Annotated in this window: 15 protein-coding genes and 2 pseudogenes; 7 read left to right on the top strand and 10 right to left on the bottom strand. The window is 66.5% G+C overall.

The window, feature by feature from the left end; genetic code table 11:
• Window positions 1–57 precede the first annotated feature (57 nt).
• Window positions 58–408: a DUF202 domain-containing protein gene (locus ABDV69_RS05560; RefSeq protein ID WP_343572366.1), complete on the top strand. Its 351-nt coding sequence runs from the start codon at window positions 58–60 to the stop codon at window positions 406–408.
• Window positions 409–744, top strand: a complete 336-nt coding sequence (locus ABDV69_RS05555; RefSeq protein ID WP_343572365.1) for a DUF202 domain-containing protein — start codon at window positions 409–411, stop codon at window positions 742–744. It abuts the gene before it with no gap.
• Between the two features lie 49 nt (window positions 745–793).
• On the opposite strand, the gene ABDV69_RS05550 is transcribed toward ABDV69_RS05555, so the two are convergent.
• From ABDV69_RS05550 to ABDV69_RS05535, 4 genes and pseudogenes are all read right to left on the bottom strand, one after another.
• A complete protein-coding gene (locus ABDV69_RS05550; protein WP_343572364.1) occupies window positions 794–3,724 on the bottom strand; it encodes an RND family transporter in 2,931 nt (976 codons plus the stop codon).
• A gap of 144 nt (window positions 3,725–3,868) precedes the next feature.
• Window positions 3,869–3,952: pseudogene (locus ABDV69_RS05545) on the bottom strand (SRPBCC family protein); the annotation flags it as partial.
• 72 nt (window positions 3,953–4,024) lie between these two features.
• Window positions 4,025–4,828 carry an SDR family oxidoreductase gene (locus ABDV69_RS05540; RefSeq protein ID WP_343572362.1) on the bottom strand — a complete coding sequence of 268 codons (804 nt, stop codon included), beginning with the start codon at window positions 4,826–4,828 and terminating at the stop codon, window positions 4,025–4,027.
• A gap of 7 nt (window positions 4,829–4,835) precedes the next feature.
• Entirely contained in the window at window positions 4,836–5,855 is a 1,020-nt protein-coding gene (locus ABDV69_RS05535; protein WP_343572360.1) for an SDR family NAD(P)-dependent oxidoreductase, read from the bottom strand.
• Between the two features lie 164 nt (window positions 5,856–6,019).
• Between ABDV69_RS05535 and ABDV69_RS05530 the strand changes: the two genes are divergently transcribed.
• Window positions 6,020–6,427, top strand: coding sequence for a group 1 truncated hemoglobin (locus tag ABDV69_RS05530; protein WP_343572446.1), 408 nt, complete (start codon window positions 6,020–6,022; stop codon window positions 6,425–6,427).
• Window positions 6,428–6,568: 141 nt separating this feature from the next.
• Here ABDV69_RS05530 and ABDV69_RS05525 read toward each other — a convergent pair whose 3' ends face one another.
• Window positions 6,569–6,736 carry a hypothetical protein gene (locus ABDV69_RS05525; protein WP_343572359.1) on the bottom strand — a complete coding sequence of 56 codons (168 nt, stop codon included), beginning with the start codon at window positions 6,734–6,736 and terminating at the stop codon, window positions 6,569–6,571.
• 662 nt (window positions 6,737–7,398) lie between these two features.
• Here ABDV69_RS05525 and ABDV69_RS05520 point away from each other — a divergent pair.
• On the top strand, window positions 7,399–8,154 hold the full coding sequence (locus ABDV69_RS05520) for a class I SAM-dependent methyltransferase (RefSeq protein ID WP_343572358.1): 756 nt from the start codon (window positions 7,399–7,401) through the stop codon (window positions 8,152–8,154).
• A 66-nt stretch (window positions 8,155–8,220) separates the two neighbouring features.
• Here the strand turns inward: ABDV69_RS05520 and ABDV69_RS05515 are convergent, their stop codons facing one another.
• Together ABDV69_RS05515 and lspA are read right to left on the bottom strand one after the other, a co-directional pair.
• Window positions 8,221–9,147 carry an RluA family pseudouridine synthase gene (locus ABDV69_RS05515; RefSeq protein ID WP_343572357.1) on the bottom strand — a complete coding sequence of 309 codons (927 nt, stop codon included), beginning with the start codon at window positions 9,145–9,147 and terminating at the stop codon, window positions 8,221–8,223.
• Window positions 9,144–9,746, bottom strand: a complete 603-nt coding sequence (lspA, locus tag ABDV69_RS05510) for a signal peptidase II (RefSeq protein WP_343572356.1) — start codon at window positions 9,744–9,746, stop codon at window positions 9,144–9,146. Before lspA ends, ABDV69_RS05515 begins: the two co-directional genes overlap by 4 nt.
• Window positions 9,747–9,886: 140 nt before the next feature.
• Between lspA and ABDV69_RS05505 the strand changes: the two genes are divergently transcribed.
• Window positions 9,887–10,807 carry an asparaginase gene (locus ABDV69_RS05505; protein ID WP_343572355.1) on the top strand — a complete coding sequence of 307 codons (921 nt, stop codon included), beginning with the start codon at window positions 9,887–9,889 and terminating at the stop codon, window positions 10,805–10,807.
• Here ABDV69_RS05505 and ABDV69_RS05500 read toward each other — a convergent pair.
• A complete protein-coding gene (locus tag ABDV69_RS05500; protein ID WP_343572444.1) occupies window positions 10,772–12,160 on the bottom strand; it encodes a DNA polymerase IV in 1,389 nt (462 codons plus the stop codon). The genes ABDV69_RS05505 and ABDV69_RS05500 overlap by 36 nt on opposite strands.
• A 56-nt stretch (window positions 12,161–12,216) precedes the next feature.
• On the opposite strand from ABDV69_RS05500, the gene ABDV69_RS05495 reads away from it, so the two are divergent.
• Both ABDV69_RS05495 and ABDV69_RS05490 read left to right on the top strand, forming a co-directional pair.
• On the top strand, window positions 12,217–12,780 hold the full coding sequence (locus ABDV69_RS05495) for a class I SAM-dependent methyltransferase (protein ID WP_343572354.1): 564 nt from the start codon (window positions 12,217–12,219) through the stop codon (window positions 12,778–12,780).
• Complete coding sequence (locus ABDV69_RS05490) at window positions 12,780–13,265, top strand: hypothetical protein (protein ID WP_343572353.1); 486 nt, start codon at window positions 12,780–12,782, stop codon at window positions 13,263–13,265. Before ABDV69_RS05495 ends, ABDV69_RS05490 begins: the two co-directional genes overlap by 1 nt.
• On the opposite strand, the gene ileS is transcribed toward ABDV69_RS05490, so the two are convergent.
• Together ileS and ABDV69_RS05480 are read right to left on the bottom strand one after the other, a co-directional pair.
• Entirely contained in the window at window positions 13,262–16,420 is a 3,159-nt protein-coding gene (gene ileS / locus ABDV69_RS05485; RefSeq protein ID WP_343572351.1) for an isoleucine--tRNA ligase, read from the bottom strand. The genes ABDV69_RS05490 and ileS overlap by 4 nt on opposite strands.
• A gap of 324 nt (window positions 16,421–16,744) precedes the next feature.
• Window positions 16,745–17,467, bottom strand: a pseudogene (locus ABDV69_RS05480) (hypothetical protein); the annotation flags it as partial.

Genomic DNA, 17,467 nt, shown 5'->3' with positions numbered 1-17,467 from the left:
GTCTTCTCAAGCCGACCCCGGACCAGAAAGGTGCGCATGCTTACCAAACTTCCACCTTTGAGTTCAGTTGGAACCGACCCTGACTATCGGTTCACGCTGGCCAACGAGCGGACGTTCCTGGCTTGGCTGCGAACGAGCTTGGCGTTGCTGGCGGGCGCGATCGCACTGGCCGGCCTGATCCACGACTTCGGCCCGCGTTACATCCGGATCGGCATCTCGGTGCTGCTGCTTATCTTGTCGCTCACCGTGATCATGGGCGCATACCGGCGCTGGTACCGGGCCGAACGGGCGTTACGGGAAAACCGGCCACTGCCAACCGATCCGCTGCTGCGCATCATCGTGGCCGGCCTGGGCATCATCATCGTGGCGGCCGCCGCGTTGATCTTCCTCGCCGAAATCGGTCGATAGATGCACCCAGACCGCTGGCCGCTGCCGGGGGTGGCCACCGAACGTACCGCCCTGGCCTGGCAGCGCAGCAGCATGAGCATGGTCGGCGTGGGTCTGCTGGTGGTGCGCTGGAGCATGTCAAAACACGTCCCCACCTGGCCTGGGATCGCCCTGACGGCGCTGGCCGCCGTGGGTGGCTACGTGGTGGTTGGCGTGCGCTACCGGCAGATGCGCGACAGCGTGCGGGCCGGGCAGACGCCGTGCTCGCGCTACCTCATCCCCGCGATCGCGTGGCTCGCGGTCGCTGTCGTCATCGGTGTCGGCGCCGGGATTATCCTGGAATACGAACGCCTTTGAACGACATCACACCGGCATGTCGCAACGTAGAATTCGGCGTCCTACGCACTCACGAGTGAATCGCCGCCGGTTCAAGATTGCTCCCGACGTGCCGCGCGTGCCGCGCGTGCCGCGCGGTCGCGTTTCCGCCGGTACCGTTCGCAACTTCGGGCGCCGAGGACTCAGCCGGCCGTGCTGCCCGCTCACGGGGCGCGGGCGGGGGTGGCGTCGACGGCCACCAGTTCCACTTGCCGACCAGCACCGCGATCGCGGGCACGGTGATGGTGCGCACCAGGAAGGTGTCCAGCAGCAGCCCGGTCCCGATGATGAACCCGGCCTGCACCAGGGTGCTGATGCTGGCGAACAGCATGCCGAACATCGACGCGGCGAAGATGACACCCGCGGCGGTGATCACGCCACCCGTCGAGCTCACCGTGTGAATGACGCCGGAGCGAATCCCGTGCGGCGACTCCTCGCGCAGCCGCGAGATGAGCAGCAGGTTGTAGTCGGCGCCCATGGCGACCAGCACGATGAAGGTCAGCCCGGGAATACTCCAGCTCAAAGACTGGCCAAGGATGAACTGGAACACGATCACGCCCACGCCGAGCGCCGACAGATACGACACCACCACGGACGCAATGAGGTACAGCGGCGCCACCACCGCGCGCAGTATCGCAACCAGGATTCCGAACACGATCAGAATCGTCATCACGACGATGAGGTTGATGTCGTCCCCGTAATACGCGCGGGTGTCTCGCAGCATCGCGGTGACACCCGACACCGAGATCGACGCTCCTTTCATCATCGGGCGCGGGTGCGGACCGCGGGCCGCGTCGGTGATGTCGTGAATCTGATTCATGGCCTCGGTGCCGAACGGGTTGAGCTTGGTCTGAATCAGATACCGCGCGGTGTGTCCGTCGGGTGAGATGAACGCCGTCAGCGCGCTGTTCAGACCGCCCCCGGTGTGTGAGGTGTCCTTGATCAGCGCCTTGACCTCGTCGATCATCTGCTGGACCGCGTCGGCGTAGGTGCGCGCGTCTTTCGGCGGCACCGCGACGCCCTTGTCGAGGGGAGCGTCGTTGTTCAGTACTCGCAGGTCGTTTCGGGCGTTGTGCACGATCCGGCGCACGTCGCGCGACGCCGATTCCATGGAGGGCTCGTCGGGGAATGACGACAACTGCTGGGCGATTTCGGACATCTTCTTCAACGCTCCGCCGTCGCGGTCGGCGGTTGCGACCACATCCAGCACCGTCACGGGTGCGGCGTTGACGGTATTGGCGATCTCCGCGATGTCGACCGACATCGCGAAGCCGAGTCCGCGCACGGTGCTGACGAACATCGCCGTGTCATCGACCGCTTTGGGCGCTGCCGGTCCGGCCGGCAGCGTCGTGCCGGGCGGCAGGCCGAGGCTGCTGAGGTCCGGCGTCAGGTCGACGTTTCCGGAGCTGGACACCGAGTACAACAGGGCCGCCACATTGGGAAAGCCTTCGGCCCCCTCGCCGTCCGACTTACCGTCGTTGTCGATCTTGTCCGGAATCGTGCCGTCGTCGGCCGGCTTGTGATCGTTCGATTTTGCCGACGGCACCGGGGCAGGCCGGATCGCCGCGATGTCGGGCAGCTGGCTGACCCGCTGCTCCATCTGCTTGAGGTCAACGAGGGCCGAGGGCTTACGCAAGTCTTGATCCGAATGGACGACGAGATACTCCGGAATAGTTGCGTTCAGCGGAAAGTGTTGCGCCAGCGTGGCGTAACCGACGGAGCTCTCGACGGAGTTCGGCAGGGTCTTGCTGTCGTCGTAGTTGAAACGGGCGAACATCGCGCAGCTGGCCAGGATCATCAACACGATGAGGCTGCCGGCCAGATGCGCCACCGGTTTGCGCACGATGCGTATTCCCGAGCGCCGCCAGAAGCGACTGGTCAGATTGCCGCGCGGCTTGATCCAGCCGCGTCTACCCGTGAGGACTATCAGGGCCGGCAGGAACGTCACCGCCGCACACAGAGCCACCGCGATGGAAATAGCCAACGCCGGGCCGATGGTGTTGAAGGCCCCCAACCGCGTGAAGACCATTCCCAGGAACGTGATCGACACCGTGGCCGCCGACCCCGCGATGACCTTGCCGATCGATGTCAATGCCCGGGCGACGGCTTCATCGGAGTCCATGCCGAGCCGCAGATAGTCGTGGTAGCGACTGATCAGAAACACCGCGTAGTCGATTCCCGCGCCGGCCATCATCGTCGTCATCAACGTGATGGTCTGGTTGGAAACGCCCAGACCGAGTTCGGCGACGCCGGACACGATGGATTGCGCCACACCGATCGACACGCCGATCGTGATCAGCGGCAACATCATCGTGAGCGGATTTCGATAAATGACGAACAAAATGATCAAGACCATCAGCGCGACCGCGGTCTCGATCACGTGCATGTCGCGAATACCGATGTACATCAGGTCGTCGCCGGTGGCCGCCGGGCCGGTCAGGTTCGCGGTCAGTGTGGAGCCGGCGACGGATTTTTTGACGATGTCGGCGACCCGGCCGAATCCCTCATGCAATTCGGGTGTGCCGACCTCGCCGGCGAGCACCATCGGCAGATACCAGGCCTTGTGGTCCTTGCTGGTCATCGCCTCGCGAAGGGCCGGTGTGCGGACGAAGTCCTGCAGCAAGTCGATGTCGCGGGTGTCCGGGCGAAGATTGTTGACCAGGGTCCGGTAGGTGGTGAGGTCGGCGGAATTCAGTCCGTTGTCGTCGGTCAGCACGACCAGCAGGACGTTTTCGTTCTCGGAGCCGGACTGGTGGTAGGCCTCGGAGATCTGTTTAGTCGTCTGCAGCACCGGGGCATCGGCCGGCAGGATCGGAACCGGCCGCTTGGCGGCCATCTCGGTCAGCGGCGGGAGCGTCACCGACAGAACGGCGGCCAAGGCGATCCAGAACCCGATGACGGCCCATGGCCACCGCCGCACCAACACGCCGATCCAGCCGAAGACACCTCTGCCGTCGGCCACCGTCACTTTATGAGCCCCCCGCAACACTGGGCCAGGGTACTCCGGTTGGCTGAGCATGTAGGGCCTTCGGGCTAAGAGTGGGCGGCGACCCGCTGCGCCCGGCTTCACCGTCCCCGCGATCACCGCGGTAAGTCACCCGAGACGCTATCCGTATAGCTCGATGATCTGCTTCAACGATTGCTCGACATCGCCTTTGACCGCGCGGGCCGCGGTCGCGCCCACCGGCCCACCCCCACGGCTAAAGCCAGGGTCCGCCACGCTACGTCTTTATCCGATCGGCTGTCACGCCGAGTTTGGCCATCAGTAGTTGGGCCCGCCGCGCAGGCGGTTGCCGATGCGCAGGCCCGGCAGCAGCAGGGTCCGCGGCAGGTATCGGCCGCCGATGCTGACGACCTTCGGCACGATCCCGGGCACCACGCTGCGCTTACCGTCGGCCATCCCGGCGATAGCCGCCTCCGCGACGTCACGCGGGGACACCTGGGCGATCGGGATGCTGAACCGCTCGGCGTTGGCGATCTCCCCCCACTCGGTGGGCACCGGGCCCGGACACAGCACCGTCACGGAAACGCCTGTGCCGCTTAGCTCCTCGTGGACCGCTTCGGAGAACGTCTGCACGAACGCCTTGGTCGCAGAGTAGACGGCCATGAAGGGCATCGGCTGGAAACCGGCGATCGAGGCGATGTTCAGCACCGCTCCGGTGCCCCGCTCGACCATGCCGGCCAGGGCAGCGTGGGTCAGCTCCATCAGCGTCAGCGAATTGAGCACGACCTCTTCGCTTTCGCGCTCGACCGGCAACTCCTGGAAGACGCCGCTGGTTCCGAAGCCGGCGCTGTTGCACAGGCCCGCAACGGGTTCCGTGCGCAACCGCTCGGCCAGCTGTTCACGGGACCCGGCGTCGGACAGGTCGAGCGGCTGCACCTCGACGCTGACGGAGTATTGCGTCCGCAGTTCGTCGGCCAGCTCGTCCATCCGCTCTTCGCGGCGGGCCACCAACAGTAGTGGATAGCCGCGCCGGGCCAGCCCGCGCGCCAGCTCGGTACCGATGCCGGAGGAGGCCCCGGTGATGACGACGGGTGCTTGGTTGGTCGGTTTCGGAAGACTCATGATCGCCTCACCAGCGGATTCCGCGGGTGGCCCGCACGAAGGTTTCGCTTCGGTCATCTAATTCTGTTGCACTACACCCGGATTCATCGCCTTTGGCGGCCGGCGAGTCTTCGAACATGGTGAAGGCCCGGTTGCGTAATCGGTCCATCACCGCCGGGTTGACGGCGTCGGCGACGGCGGCCAACTGCCCGATCGGCGAGCTCGATCGGCGCGGCCGCTGCACGATCGCATCGGTGATGACGCCGGCGGCCTGGTCCGGCGTCAGCGCCGGGAACTTGTCGTACATCGTGGTCGGGCTGATCATCGGCGTGCGCACCAGCGCCATGTGCACGGTGGTGAACTTGATGTCGTCGCTGACGACCTCGGCCTGCAACGCATCACACAAACTGTCCAGCGCCGCCTTGCTGGCGATGTAGGCGCCGAACCGCGGCGCCCGGGTCTGCACGCCGACCGAGGAGATGTTGATGATCTGCCCGAACCCGCGTTCCCGCATGCCCGGAATGAATTTGAGGATCAGCTGCACCGCGCCGAGGTAGTTCAGTTGCATGGTGCGCTGGTAGTCGTGGATGCGGTCGTAGGACAGCGCGAGCGAGCGCCGGATGGATCGTCCGGCGTTGTTGATCAACATGTCGACGCCGCCGAGGTCGGCCAGCACGGTGTCGGCCATCGCGGCGATGGCGTCCATGTCGGCCAAATCGCAGGAGTAGACGTGTGCCGTGCCGCCGCGGATGGCTCGGATTTCAGACGCGACCTTGTCCAGGTTTTCCTGGGTGCGCGCGACGAGCACGACCTCGCCGCCGGCTGCGGCGATCTTCTTCGCTGCCGCTTCGCCGATGCCCGACGACCCCCCGGTAATCAGCGTGATCGTGCCCTCCACGGCGTCCCGCAGCGTGCGACCCTGCACCGCGTCGAGCAGATTTCGCAGGTAGAAGGGCCGATAGCGGCCGGCCGCGTTCGGGGTGTTGACGAGGTTGGACACGGCGGCGAGCGGCTTCTCGACGAGACCGGTCAGATCACCCAGATTCATAGCCCTCACGCTCCCGGTGGCGACTTCCCTGAATTCCCACCGAAGTCTGCTACACCGCCGCGGAATTGAGGTGATTCTCGCCGCAATCCGGTTGTTACGGCGCGTAATCGCGCGGTGATGGCGTCCTAACTGCTGGGCAACCGCCATGTGGTGCGCTGATGCACATGGGAATACTCACCCGATTTCGCAGGCCGGGCGCGTCCTCGCTGTACGCGCAGATCGGCGGCCACGATGCTCTCGAAATCGTTGTCGAGGACTTTTACTGCCGGGTGCTCGACGACGATCACCTGGCCGGTTTCTACGCCGGCTCCGACATCAGATCCGTGAAAGCGCGGCAAGTCGAATTCCTCAGCGCCCTGCTGGGCGGGCCCGGGCCCTACACCGGCTCGCCGATCCGGCAGGTGCACCAGGGCCGTGGCATCACGATGCAGCACTTCGCCGTGGTGGCAGCGCATCTGGCCGATTCACTGTGTGCCGCCGGTCTGCACCCCGACACGATTACCGCGATTCTTCATGCGATCGCGCCACTGGCCGGCCAGATTGCCTCGGAGGAGGTCAAAGCGGTCATCTGACTACCACCAAAACTTCGCCGAGCGCGTGTGGTCTGCGAATGAGCGACCTGGGCTATCGCGTGACCCCACACTCGGCTAATTTTCTTTGCTGCTGATTGCTGCCAAATTGCTCCGTGCGGCCTAGATTGGAACCAAGGCTCGTCAGCACTTTGGCAGGACGGAAACCAGGCCATGTTTTCCGGCATTATCCGCAGCCTCCCCGCCGCGATGATTGCGGCTGGCTTCGTTGCCACGGCCACGATAGCGCCCTGCCCACCAGCGACAGCCGATCCGGGCCAGGACCAGAAATTCTTCGATCTCCTTGGCCAAAAAGAGATTCCCCCCGTCGACAACGCGAACAGCTTGATCATCACCGCCAAAAAAGTGTGCGCAAAACTGGATAGCGGCATGCCGGCGGGCGACCTGGTGGAGTTGATGCGCGAAAACGGCTTCCGCGAGAATCCCCTCAGCCGGCTACAACCTCAAGATCGCATAACTCGGACCCTCACCCAATTCATCACTGCATCAGTGGAGGCCTACTGCCCCCGCGACAGGGGCAGAATCGCCTCCATTGCCGCATACCGATCGGGCACTTCTGCGCGCATACAACTGGTCTCCCTGGTCATACCCGGCCACGCCGGAGACATTGCGCCGACGAACCCGTTGCCGGTGCCCGCCCAGCCCCCGCCACCTGTGCCGCAAGAGGTCCAGCCGGCACCTCAGCAGCCCCCTCCACCACCGCGACGGGTGCGGCAGGCCCCGCAAAAAGCCGCGCTGCCACCGCAGGAGCCACCGCCACCGGCCGAGGCGCCGCACGAACCGCCGCCCGAGGCCGGACCTCCCGCGCCTGCGGCACCCGGCGGTAGTGGGCCCGGTGGGCCCGGCGGCGACACGGACGGCGGAAGTGGTCCGGCGCCCCAGACTCCGGATCAGCCTATGCCCCCGGGCCATGTCAGGCTGGCGCCCTGACACGTTTGGTCGACAATGCGGTTATGGCTTGGACATTCGACGAACTCGTCCGCGAAGCCGCAGTGGCGCCGATCGACGGCTGGGACTTTTCCTGGCTCGACGGTCGCGCTACCGAGCGGCGGCCCTCGTGGGGCTACCAGCGACTGATGAGCCAACGGTTGGCGGCCGTGACCGCCGCGCTGGACATCGACACCGGCGGCGGTGAGGTGCTTTCTGGAGCCGAGATGTTCCCGCCGACAATGGTCGCCACCGAGTCCTGGCCACCGAACGCGGCGCTGGCCACCAAGCTGCTGCACCCGCGCGGGGTCGTGGTGGTGGCCACCCGCGACGAGCCAAGATTGCCGTTCGCCGATCAGGCGTTCGACTTGGTGACCAGTCGGCACCCGACCGCGGTGCGGTGGGCGGAGATCGCACGGGTGCTGCGGCCGGGCGGCAGCTACCTCGCCCAGCAGATCGGGCCCGCGACAATGAGGGAGCTGTTCGAATACTTCCTCGGTCCGCAACCGGCGAAATGGGCTGAGCTGCAACCTGATGCCCAAACCGCGCAGGCACGGGCCGCCGGTCTGCAGGTCCTGCAGATGCGCCTGGAACGCCTCCGTGCCGAATTCTTCGATGTCGGCGCGGTCATCTATTTCCTGCGCAAGGTGATCTGGACCGTGCCCGATTTCACCGTCGAGCGCTATCGCGAGCGGCTACGGGAGATGCACGAGCGCATCGAGTCCGACGGGCCCTTCGTCGCGCATTCGACGCGGCTACTGGTCGAAGCCCGCAAGCCATAGCCGCCGATCGGCCGGGTCGAATGGGAATGGGTCGAACGGCAAAAACTACTTTGGAAAAGTCCGCAATCAGTGTTCGGCCCGCAACACGTCCAACGCGTGCTGTAGATCCACCGGGTAGGGGCTGACGAACTCGACCTGTCGACCGTCGCCGGGGTGGATAAATGACAGCGATCGCGCGTGCAGCCATTGCCGTTCCAGCCCAAGCTTTTCCGCGAGTTTCGGGTTGGCGCCGTAGGTCAGGTCGCCGCAGCAGGGATGATGCAGCGCCGCGAAGTGCACCCGTATCTGATGGGTGCGCCCGGTTTCCAGATGCACATCGAGCAGGCTTGCCGCGACGAAGGCTTCGACGGTGTCGTAGTGCGTCAGGCTGTGTCGGCCATCGGAGGTGACGGCAAATTTCCAGTCGTGGCCGCGGTGACGACCGATCGGTGCGTCGATGGTGCCGCTGGAGGGGTCCGGATGCCCTTGCACCAGAGCGTGATAACGCTTGTCGACGGTGCGCTGTTTGAACGCGCGCTTGAGCAACGTGTACGCCCGCTCGGAGATCGCGACGACCATCACCCCGGAGGTGCCGACGTCGAGCCGATGCACGATCCCCTGCCGCTCGTGCACGCCCGAGGTGGTGATCCGATAGCCGGCCGCAGCCAGTCCGCCGAGCACGGTCGGCCCGGTCCAGCCGACTGACGCGTGCGCGGCGACTCCAGCGGGCTTGTCGACGACGACGATGTCCTGGTCGGAGTACAGGATCTCCAAGCCCTCGATGTCGACCGGAGTGTTTTCCACCGGGGCCGGCGGCTCCGGCAGCCGCACGTGCAGCCACGCCCCCGCGGTCAACCGATCCGACTTGCCGGCCGGAACGCCGTCGAGTTCGACGCCGCCTTCTTCGGTCATCGCCGCGGCAGCGGTGCGTGAAACTCCGAGCAACCGCGCGACCCCGGCATCGACCCGCATGCCCGCGAGGCCCTCCGGCACCGGCATCGACCGTTCGGTCATAGAGGCTCGTCGGCGCCTTCGGCGGGCTCCTCGGCCACGTCGTCAGCCGGTCGGCGGCCGACGGTGTCGAAATCGAACCCGAACGCCGACAGCGTCACCAGCAGGATGGCCCCGCCGACCACCGACGAGTCGGCGACGTTGAACACCGGCCACCAGCCGATCGACAAGAAATCCACGACGTGCCCGCGCAGCGGTCCCGGCGACCGGAAGAACCGGTCGACCAGGTTGCCCATCGCGCCACCCAGGATCATCCCGAGGCCGAGGGCCCACCCCGTCGACACCAGCCGTCGGCCCATCCAGAAGATGCCGACCACCACGGCGCTTGCGACCAGCGTCAGCATCCAGGTGTAGCCGGTCGCCATCGAAAATGCGGCCCCGGAGTTGCGCACCAGCGTCCAGGTCACGGTGTCGCCGATGATCGGCACCGGCTGGCCGGGGGTCAGCAGCTTGACCGCCAGCACCTTGCAGACGATGTCCAGCGCCAGCACGACGGCCGCCACCGCCAGCAGCAGCGGCTGGCGGCGCCGCGGCGTAGCCTCGGCTTCTTCGGCCGTGTCGGCCTCGGTCACCGGGTCCGCCGATCCCGCTGGTTCAGTCACGCCTCCATCATCCACTAGGGCCCGCCACCGCCACGCCCGGCTGCGCCGCGCTGGCGATCGCCGCCGCGGACAATTGCGACGACCCGCCACGCCCGGCTGCGCCGCGCTGGCGATCGCCGCGATGCGGGATGATCTGAAGAATGAGCCGCGTGACCGTCATCGCCACCGGCGGGACCATCGCCAGCAGCGCAGCGGCGGACGGGGTGCACCGCCCCACGCACGGCGGCGCGGATCTGACCGCCGGCCTGGACGTCGACGTGGTCGATGTGATGGCGAAGGACAGCTCGCGGCTGACCCCGGCGGACTGGGACGTGATCGGCGCGGCGGCCCGGTCGGCGGCTGACGGCGGTGCCCGGGGCGTGGTCGTGACGCACGGCACCGACACCCTCGAGGAAACGGCGCTATGGCTGGACCTCACCTACGGCGGCGCCGTTCCGCTGGTGATCACCGGCGCGATGCGCGGCGCCGACGCCCCCGACGCGGACGGCCCGGCGAACCTGCGCGACGCGGTGGCGGTGGCCGGCGCCCCCGCCGCCCGCGAGCTCGGTGTGCTGGTGTCGTTCGCCGGTCAGATTCTGCGGCCCGCCGGGCTGCACAAGGTGGTCGCCGGTGTCGGCTTCGCGGGCGAGGTGCTCGGCAATGTCGATGGCGGAGTCACGTTGGCGCAGAACAAGGCTCGACCGTTTCTAGATGTGCTGAATGCGGAACGCGCCCCGCGGGTCGACATCGTCGCAACCTACGCCGGTGGCGATGCGGTGGCGATCGACGCGTTCGTGGCCGCGGGTGCCCGCGGCATCGTGCTGGAAGCGCTCGGCTCCGGTAACGCGGCCGACGCGGTGATCGCGGGAGTACGACGGCACTGCCGCGACGGAGTGCTGGTCGCGGTGTCGACCCGGGTGGTCGGTGGTCGGGTCAGCCCGGGCTATGGACCCGGCCGCGATCTGGTCGATGCGGGCGCGGTCATGGTGCCGATGTTGCCGCCGAGTCAGGCCAGGGTGCTGACGATGGCCGCGCTGGCGGCGGGGTTACCCCTGCGCGGCGTCGTCGACCGGCTGCTCTGACCGGGCGTCGGCAAGCACTGCGGGGTAATCCGGCCAGTCGAGGCTGTCGATCGGATTCGCCGGGGCGATGTCGTCGCTGTCGGAGCCGAACGTCCGCGCCGGGCCCGGCCCCGAGGCGCGGGTCTCGAATCGCACGGTAACCACGCCGTGCCCGGCGCCCTGCACCCAGCCGTGACCAAGCTCGCGGTGGGTGACGTCGTCCCCGATGCGCCACCCCGTGCTGTTTGTCGTTGACGGCCCGACGGCATCCCGCTCGGGGTGTGGGCTGTCCTCGCCCGGACCGGTGTCCGACATGTCCAGCTCCAGATCCGGGAACAGCGAGTCCTGCTGCACGGTGCTCAGACCCGAAAAGCCCACGCCCAGAAGCCGAATTGGGCCGATCTGGCGCGGGTCGAGCAGCAGCCGGCGGGCCGTCGCAGCCAGCGCGGCGGCGTCGGTGGTTGCATAGGGCAGGGTGGCCGAGCGGGTCAGGGTGCCCATGTCGGATTTCTTCAGCTTGACAGTGACGGTCCGCGCCCCGCGCCCGTCGCGGCACAACCGTTCATGGGCATGCTCGGCGATCGGGACGATCGCGTCGCGCAACTCATCGAGCGTGGTCAGATCGACCGCGAAGGTGGACTCGGCGCTGATCTGTTTGGCCACCGCGCGTTCAGCCACCGGGCGGTCGTCGATCCCGCGGGCCACCCGGTGCAGTGCGAGCCCAATCGTCGCACCCAGGATGTTGGCCACCTCGGCTTCCCTCAGCGCGGCCAGCTGCCCGATCGTCTCGATACCCAGCCGATGCAGCTTCTCCTCGGCAACCGGTCCGATCCCCCACAGCTTGCGCACCGCGAGACCGTCCAGCAGACGCTGCTCGTCGGCGCGAGGAACCACCTCGATGCCATCGGGTTTGGCCAAGCCGGACGCGATCTTGGCAATCTGCTTGCCCGAGCCGGCACCAACCGACGCGATCAGGCCGGTCTCGTCGAGCACCCGTCGCCGCAACTCGGCACAGAATTGCTCGACGACGGCTACCGACGCTCCGGCCAGTTCAAGCGGCTCACCGAACGCTTCGTCGAAGGACAGTTGTTCGACGACGGGAACGATGGCCCGCACGGTGTCGAACACCCGACGACTGGCGACTCCATAGACCACGCCGCGGGGCGGCAGTACGACCGCCGTCACACCGATCAACCGACGCGCCTGATGCATCGGCATCGCCGACCGCGCCCCGAACACGCGTGACTCGTAACTGGCACCGGCGACCACACCACGTCCACCCAACCCGCCGACCAGCACCGGCCGGCCCCGCAATGTGGGCCGGGTGAGTTGCTCGACGGACGCGAAGAACGCGTCCATGTCGAGATGCAGCACCCAGCGGGAATCCACAATTACCGATGCTATTGCGCTAACGTCTGAAGATCGTGGCCATGAATCTCGCCCACCGGCGACTATGCAGCTCGGACCGGTGGGCGAAGCAAGTCGAAGACGAGCTGCTGCCGTGGGCACTGGCCGATGTCGAACTGGGCGATAACACCCTGGAAATCGGATGCGGTTACGGCGCAATCCTGCGGGTGCTGGTCAACAGGACGCCGAACCTCACGTCGGTGGAAATCGATACCCCGATGGCAGAGCGGCTGCAGCGGCTGTACGGCGACCGGGCACGGATCATCAATGGCGATGGCACCGATACCGGATTACCGGCCGACGAGTTCAGCTCGGTAGTGTCGTGCACCATGCTGCATCACGTTCCGACCGGCGAACTGCAGGACCGGCTGTTCTCCGAGGCCTTTCGAGTATTGCGGCCCGGCGGTGTCTTTGCCGGCAGCGACAGCATGGCGTCGCTGCGGTTCCGGATTCTGCACTTCCGTGACACCTGCAACACTGTCACCCCCGAGGCTCTGCCGGATCGCTTGCGCGCAGCCGGTTTCGGCGATGTGCAGGTCGAGTCCCACGGCCGCCGGCTCCGCTGGCGCGCGCTCAAGGCCGCCTGATGAGCGGGCCCAAACCACGCCGATGGTCACAGCTGCGCCAGGAATGGTTGCAACGGCTCGAATCCGACGAGCGGTCGGCCGTGCTGGCCTGGGTGGCATTCACCGTCACGTTCGCCGGACTCAGGGCGCTCACCCACTGGATCCACGCCGGTCACGGCCCGAAGGGTGGCGGTATCACGCTGGGCAGTAGGCATTTTCACCACTACAACATTGGCATTGCATTGCTGGCGACGGTGGGCGCGGTGGGTCTGCGCGGATCGGAAGACCAACGGCGCCACCCTGCCGCGGCAGTCGCTTTCGGCGCAGCGAACGCCATGATCGCCGACGAGTTGGCACTGCTGCTCGATCTTGAGGACGTCTACTGGAAGGCCCAGGGGCGCGAAAGCGTCGACTTCGCGGTCGGTCTCATCGCCGCCGGCGGCGCAATCCTCGCCGGCATGCCGTTCTGGCCGCACGCCCACCGCGTGTTGCGATCAGGCCGCTAAGCACCTCGCCGAGCGATCGCCACCCGCACGCCGTCACCGATCTCGGCACCGCCCGCGCCCGGTTCGCCGAATTCGAAACTGGTAGCCAGGATTTCGCCGGCGATCAGGTCGCGATGGGTGCTCGCCCAGTTGGCCCGTTCCGCGGGCACCGCCATCACCACGCTGATCCGGTCGGACACGTCGAGCCCGCTCGACTTGCGCAGCTCCTGCAACTCGCGGATGCGGTCTTTGGCCCAGCCCTCGGCCTCGAGTTCGGGCGTCAGCGTGGCGTCCAGCACCACCAGCCCGGCCCCGCCCGGCAGCGGCGCGGTGTACTCGGGGTCGGCAGCGACCAGCCGCGAGCTGTACTCCGCGGGCTGCAATATCGCCGGGCCGGCGATCAGTGTGCCGTCTTTCTGGACTTCGCCCTCCCCCGCCTTGACCGCCTTGATCGCGGCCTGCACGTCCTTGCCCAGTCGCGGGCCGGCGACCTTGGCGTTGACGGTCAACTCGAAACGCCCGTAGCGGTCGATGTCGTCGGTGAGCTCGACTTTTTTGACGTTCAGCTCGTCGGCGATCAGATCAGCGAACGGCGCGAGCCGCTCCGGATACTCCACCGCCACAGTGAGTTTCGACAGCGGCAGCCGCACCCGCAGTTTCTTCGCCTTACGCAGCGACGAGGCCACCGAACACACCTCGCGAACCTGGTCCATCCCGGCGACCAGTTCGGCGTCGGCGGGCAGCAACTCAGCGGCCGGCCAGTCGGACAGATGCACCGAGCGTTCGGCGGTGATGCCGCGCCAGATGATCTCGGTGGTCATCGGAAGCAGCGGCGCGGCAAGCCGCGAGGTCACCTCGAGCACGGTGTGCAGCGTGTCGATGGCGTCGGCGTCTTCTTCCCAGAACCGCGAACGCGAGCGTCGCACATACCAATTCGTGAGAGCCTCGGTGAACTGACGTAGCTGCTCGCAGGCTCCGGAGATGTCGCAACCGTCCAGCGACGCCGTCAGCTCGTCGCGCAGCACCGCCAGCTTGGCCAGGATGTAGCGATCCAGCACGTGGCGCGAATCGGTGCGCCACGCGCCGACTTTCGGCGCGTAAAGGGCCAGGAAGCTGTAGGCGTTCCAGAACGGCAGCAGAACCTGGCGCACCCCGTCCCGGATACCCTGCTCGGTCACGATCAGGTTGCCGCCGCGCAGGATCGGCGACGCCATCAAAAACCAGCGCATGGCATCGGAGCCGTCGCGGTCGAAGACCTCGCTGACGTCGGGATAGTTACGCAGCGACTTGCTCATCTTCTGGCCGTCACTGCCCAGCACAATCCCGTGCGCCACACAGGTTTTGAACGCCGGCCGGTCGAACAGCGCAGTCGCCAGCACGTGCAGGGTGTAGAACCAGCCGCGCGTCTGCCCGATGTACTCGACGATAAAATCTCCGGGGTAGTGCGCGTCGGCCTGCTTGTCAGGGTCGGCGCCGTCGATTCCGTCGAACCAGTCGCGGTTCTCGAACGGATAGTGCACCTGGGCGTAGGGCATCGAGCCTGAGTCGAACCACACGTCGAACACGTCCGCAATACGTCGCATGGTCGACTGTCCGGTCGGGTCATCGGGGTTGGGCCGGGTGAGCTCGTCGATATAGGGCCGGTGCAAGTTGTCCGGCCGTACGCCGAAGTCACCCTCAAGCTCGTCGAGGCTGCCGTAGACGTCGATCCGCGGGTGGGCCGGGTCGTCGGAAACCCACACCGGAATCGGCGTGCCCCAGTATCTGTTTCGCGAAATCGACCAGTCGCGGGCACCCTGCAGCCACTTGCCGAATTGCCCGTCTTTGACGTGCCCGGGGTACCAGGTGATCTGCTGGTTGAGTTCGACCATCCGATCGCGGAAGTCGGTCACTTTGATAAACCACGACGAAACCGCCCGGTAAATCAGCGGATTGCGGCACCGCCAGCAGTGCGGGTAGGGGTGGTCGTAGGTTTCCTGACGGATCAGCAGCGCCCCGTTGGCGGCGGCCGGGCCGGCGTGGTTCTTCAGGTGCTTGATGATCTGCGGGTTGGCGTCGAAGACATGCTGGCCCTGGTAATCGGGGACGGTTCCATCGAACCGGCCCCTGGCGTCGACCGGCGTCACCGGCACGATGCCGACCCGGTCGGCCGTGGCCTTGTCGTCCTCACCGTAGGCCGGTGCCAAATGCACGATGCCGGTACCGTCGTCGGTGGTGACGAAGTCCGCTGCCAGCACCTGAAAAGCGTTGGGGGCGTACATGAAATACGGGAACGGCGGCTTGTAGCGCAGGCCGACCAGGTCGCTGCCGCGGTAGCTGTCCAGCACCTCGGGTTCGGCACCGAATTCCCGGGCGTAGGCGGCCAGCCGGGCCTCGGCAAGAATCAGGCGGTGCTCGCCGGCCTGCACCTGCACATAGGTGACATCGGGGTTGACGGCGACTGCCTGGTTCGACGGCAAGGTCCACGGCGTCGTCGTCCACACCAGCAGGTGCGCGCCCGCCAAATCGCCGTCGGTGATCACGAATCCGACGGTGAGCGCCGGGTCTTGCCGGCTCTGGTAGACGTCATCGTCCATCCGCAGTTCGTGGTTGGACAGCGGGGTTTCGTCGCGCCAGCAGTACGGCAGCACCCGGTAGCCCTCGTAGGCCAATCCCTTGTCCCACAGCTGTTTGAACGCCCAGATCACCGATTCCATGTAGGGCAAATCGAGGGTCTTGTAGTCATTGTCGAAGTCGACCCACCTCGCCTGCCGGGTCACATAGGCCCGCCACTCGTCGGTGTAGCGCAACACCGATTCGCGGCAAGCCTCGTTGAACGCGGCGATGCCCATCGCGTCGATCTGGGACTTGTCGGTGATGCCAAGCTGCCGTTCGACTTCCAGTTCGGCGGGCAGGCCGTGGGTGTCCCAGCCGAAACGGCGCTCGACCTTGTAGCCGCGCATGGTGCGATAGCGCGGCACGATGTCCTTGACGTAGCCGGTCAGCAAGTGCCCGTAGTGCGGCAGTCCGTTGGCGAACGGCGGCCCGTCGTAGAAGACATATTCAGGGGCGTCGGCGCGGTGGGCGATGCTGGCCCGGAAAGTGTCGTCAGCGGACCAGTAGTCGAGGACCTCGAGTTCCAGCGCCGGCAGATCCGGTGCACCGCCGGCCGGCTTCGGATAGGTGTTCTCGGTCACTGCGCGTCGTCTCCATGTGCCGCTGTCAGGGCACGGGGACGACGTCGCGCTGGTGCGCAATCGCCGCGGTACCACCCCGCTTGCCACGCCCGTGCGTGGCCGCTCATTGCAAGCTGTGACGGGCTTACCCGTCCGGTTCTACTGGGCCGACATCCCGGCTGTTCTTCCGGAGGCTCCCCGGTGATGGCCGGATCGACGCTGTGTCCAGAATTCTACGGCTCAGTGCACAGCGGCGCTGTACTGGTCCCGCGCACTCGGCGGGGAGCTAGTCCACACCGTCTCTGCCAAGACCCGCACTTCACGACAACGCTTTTACCGCGCGACCTATCCGCCGGCTGGCGAGCGGGCAGTGAGCGCCCTGGTGGGCAGGTCGCGGGTAGAGGTAGAGCTCGCTTCGTAACCTGGGCTTCTACCGGTCATCCGCGCTGGGCCAAGATGGGGCATGCCCGTGGAGAGAATCGGGCTGGGTAGTTGGGCAGTGGCGGGTCGTGCTATCTCGGAGGAATGGACGGTCTGCGCCGGCGGGGCGGTGGCGGTCCAGCTGGATGGCACCGCGAGCGCCCCGACCCGGTCGGCTGCGCCGATGTCGGCGTACGCCCCGGCCAGGACCGCTTGTCCGCCGGGTTGGGCGCCCACTGGCCCCAAAGCCATCCGTCCGAGGGTGTGGACGGCCGCCTGGTTCGCGATCTGCCCGAGCCCTAATGCGTCGCCCCCGCCTGACAGTGCTTTGACGCTTTGCACGTAGTCCTGAACCGCGTAGATGATCAGGTAATCAAAAGAGTGAAAATCGTTGAGGTAGAACTCGGGGCCAACAGCCCCGTTGGACAAAAAGCCGCCTACGTAAGGCGCGTTCAAAAAGTCGGATATCGCCGAGTTGTTCGCCCCGCCAATGACGTTGTTCAGAAACCCGGACAGCCCGTAATCGGATGTGGCGTTGCTCGGGCTGAAGATGTTCAGCCCGGAAAGCCACTGCGACAGAGTTTCTTGGGTGTTGCCCGCCGCGGCCGCGGTGGCGTGGGTGGTCGCCGCGGCCTGCTGGGTCACCCC

The organism is Mycobacterium sp., assembly GCF_039583785.1.
GTDB lineage: Bacteria > Actinomycetota > Actinomycetes > Mycobacteriales > Mycobacteriaceae > Mycobacterium.
The sequence above is the reverse complement of the archived record's forward strand: the minus strand, read 5'-3'. Positions and strand labels throughout refer to the sequence as shown.

Bases quoted from the DNA above. Each gene is read 5' to 3' on its own strand.
- ABDV69_RS05555 (WP_343572365.1), top strand. From the start codon at position 409: ATGCACCCAGACCGCTGGCCGCTGCCGGGGGTGGCCACCGAACGTACC.
- ABDV69_RS05535 (WP_343572360.1), bottom strand. From the start codon at position 5,855: ATGAATCTGGGTGATCTGACCGGTCTCGTCGAGAAGCCGCTCGCCGCC.
- ABDV69_RS05520 (WP_343572358.1), top strand. From the start codon at position 7,399: ATGGCTTGGACATTCGACGAACTCGTCCGCGAAGCCGCAGTGGCGCCG.
- ABDV69_RS05505 (WP_343572355.1), top strand. From the start codon at position 9,887: ATGAGCCGCGTGACCGTCATCGCCACCGGCGGGACCATCGCCAGCAGC.
- ABDV69_RS05495 (WP_343572354.1), top strand. From the start codon at position 12,217: ATGAATCTCGCCCACCGGCGACTATGCAGCTCGGACCGGTGGGCGAAG.
- ABDV69_RS05540 (WP_343572362.1), bottom strand. From the start codon at position 4,828: ATGAGTCTTCCGAAACCGACCAACCAAGCACCCGTCGTCATCACCGGG.
- ABDV69_RS05530 (WP_343572446.1), top strand. From the start codon at position 6,020: ATGGGAATACTCACCCGATTTCGCAGGCCGGGCGCGTCCTCGCTGTAC.
- ABDV69_RS05515 (WP_343572357.1), bottom strand. From the start codon at position 9,147: ATGACCGAACGGTCGATGCCGGTGCCGGAGGGCCTCGCGGGCATGCGG.
- ABDV69_RS05490 (WP_343572353.1), top strand. From the start codon at position 12,780: ATGAGCGGGCCCAAACCACGCCGATGGTCACAGCTGCGCCAGGAATGG.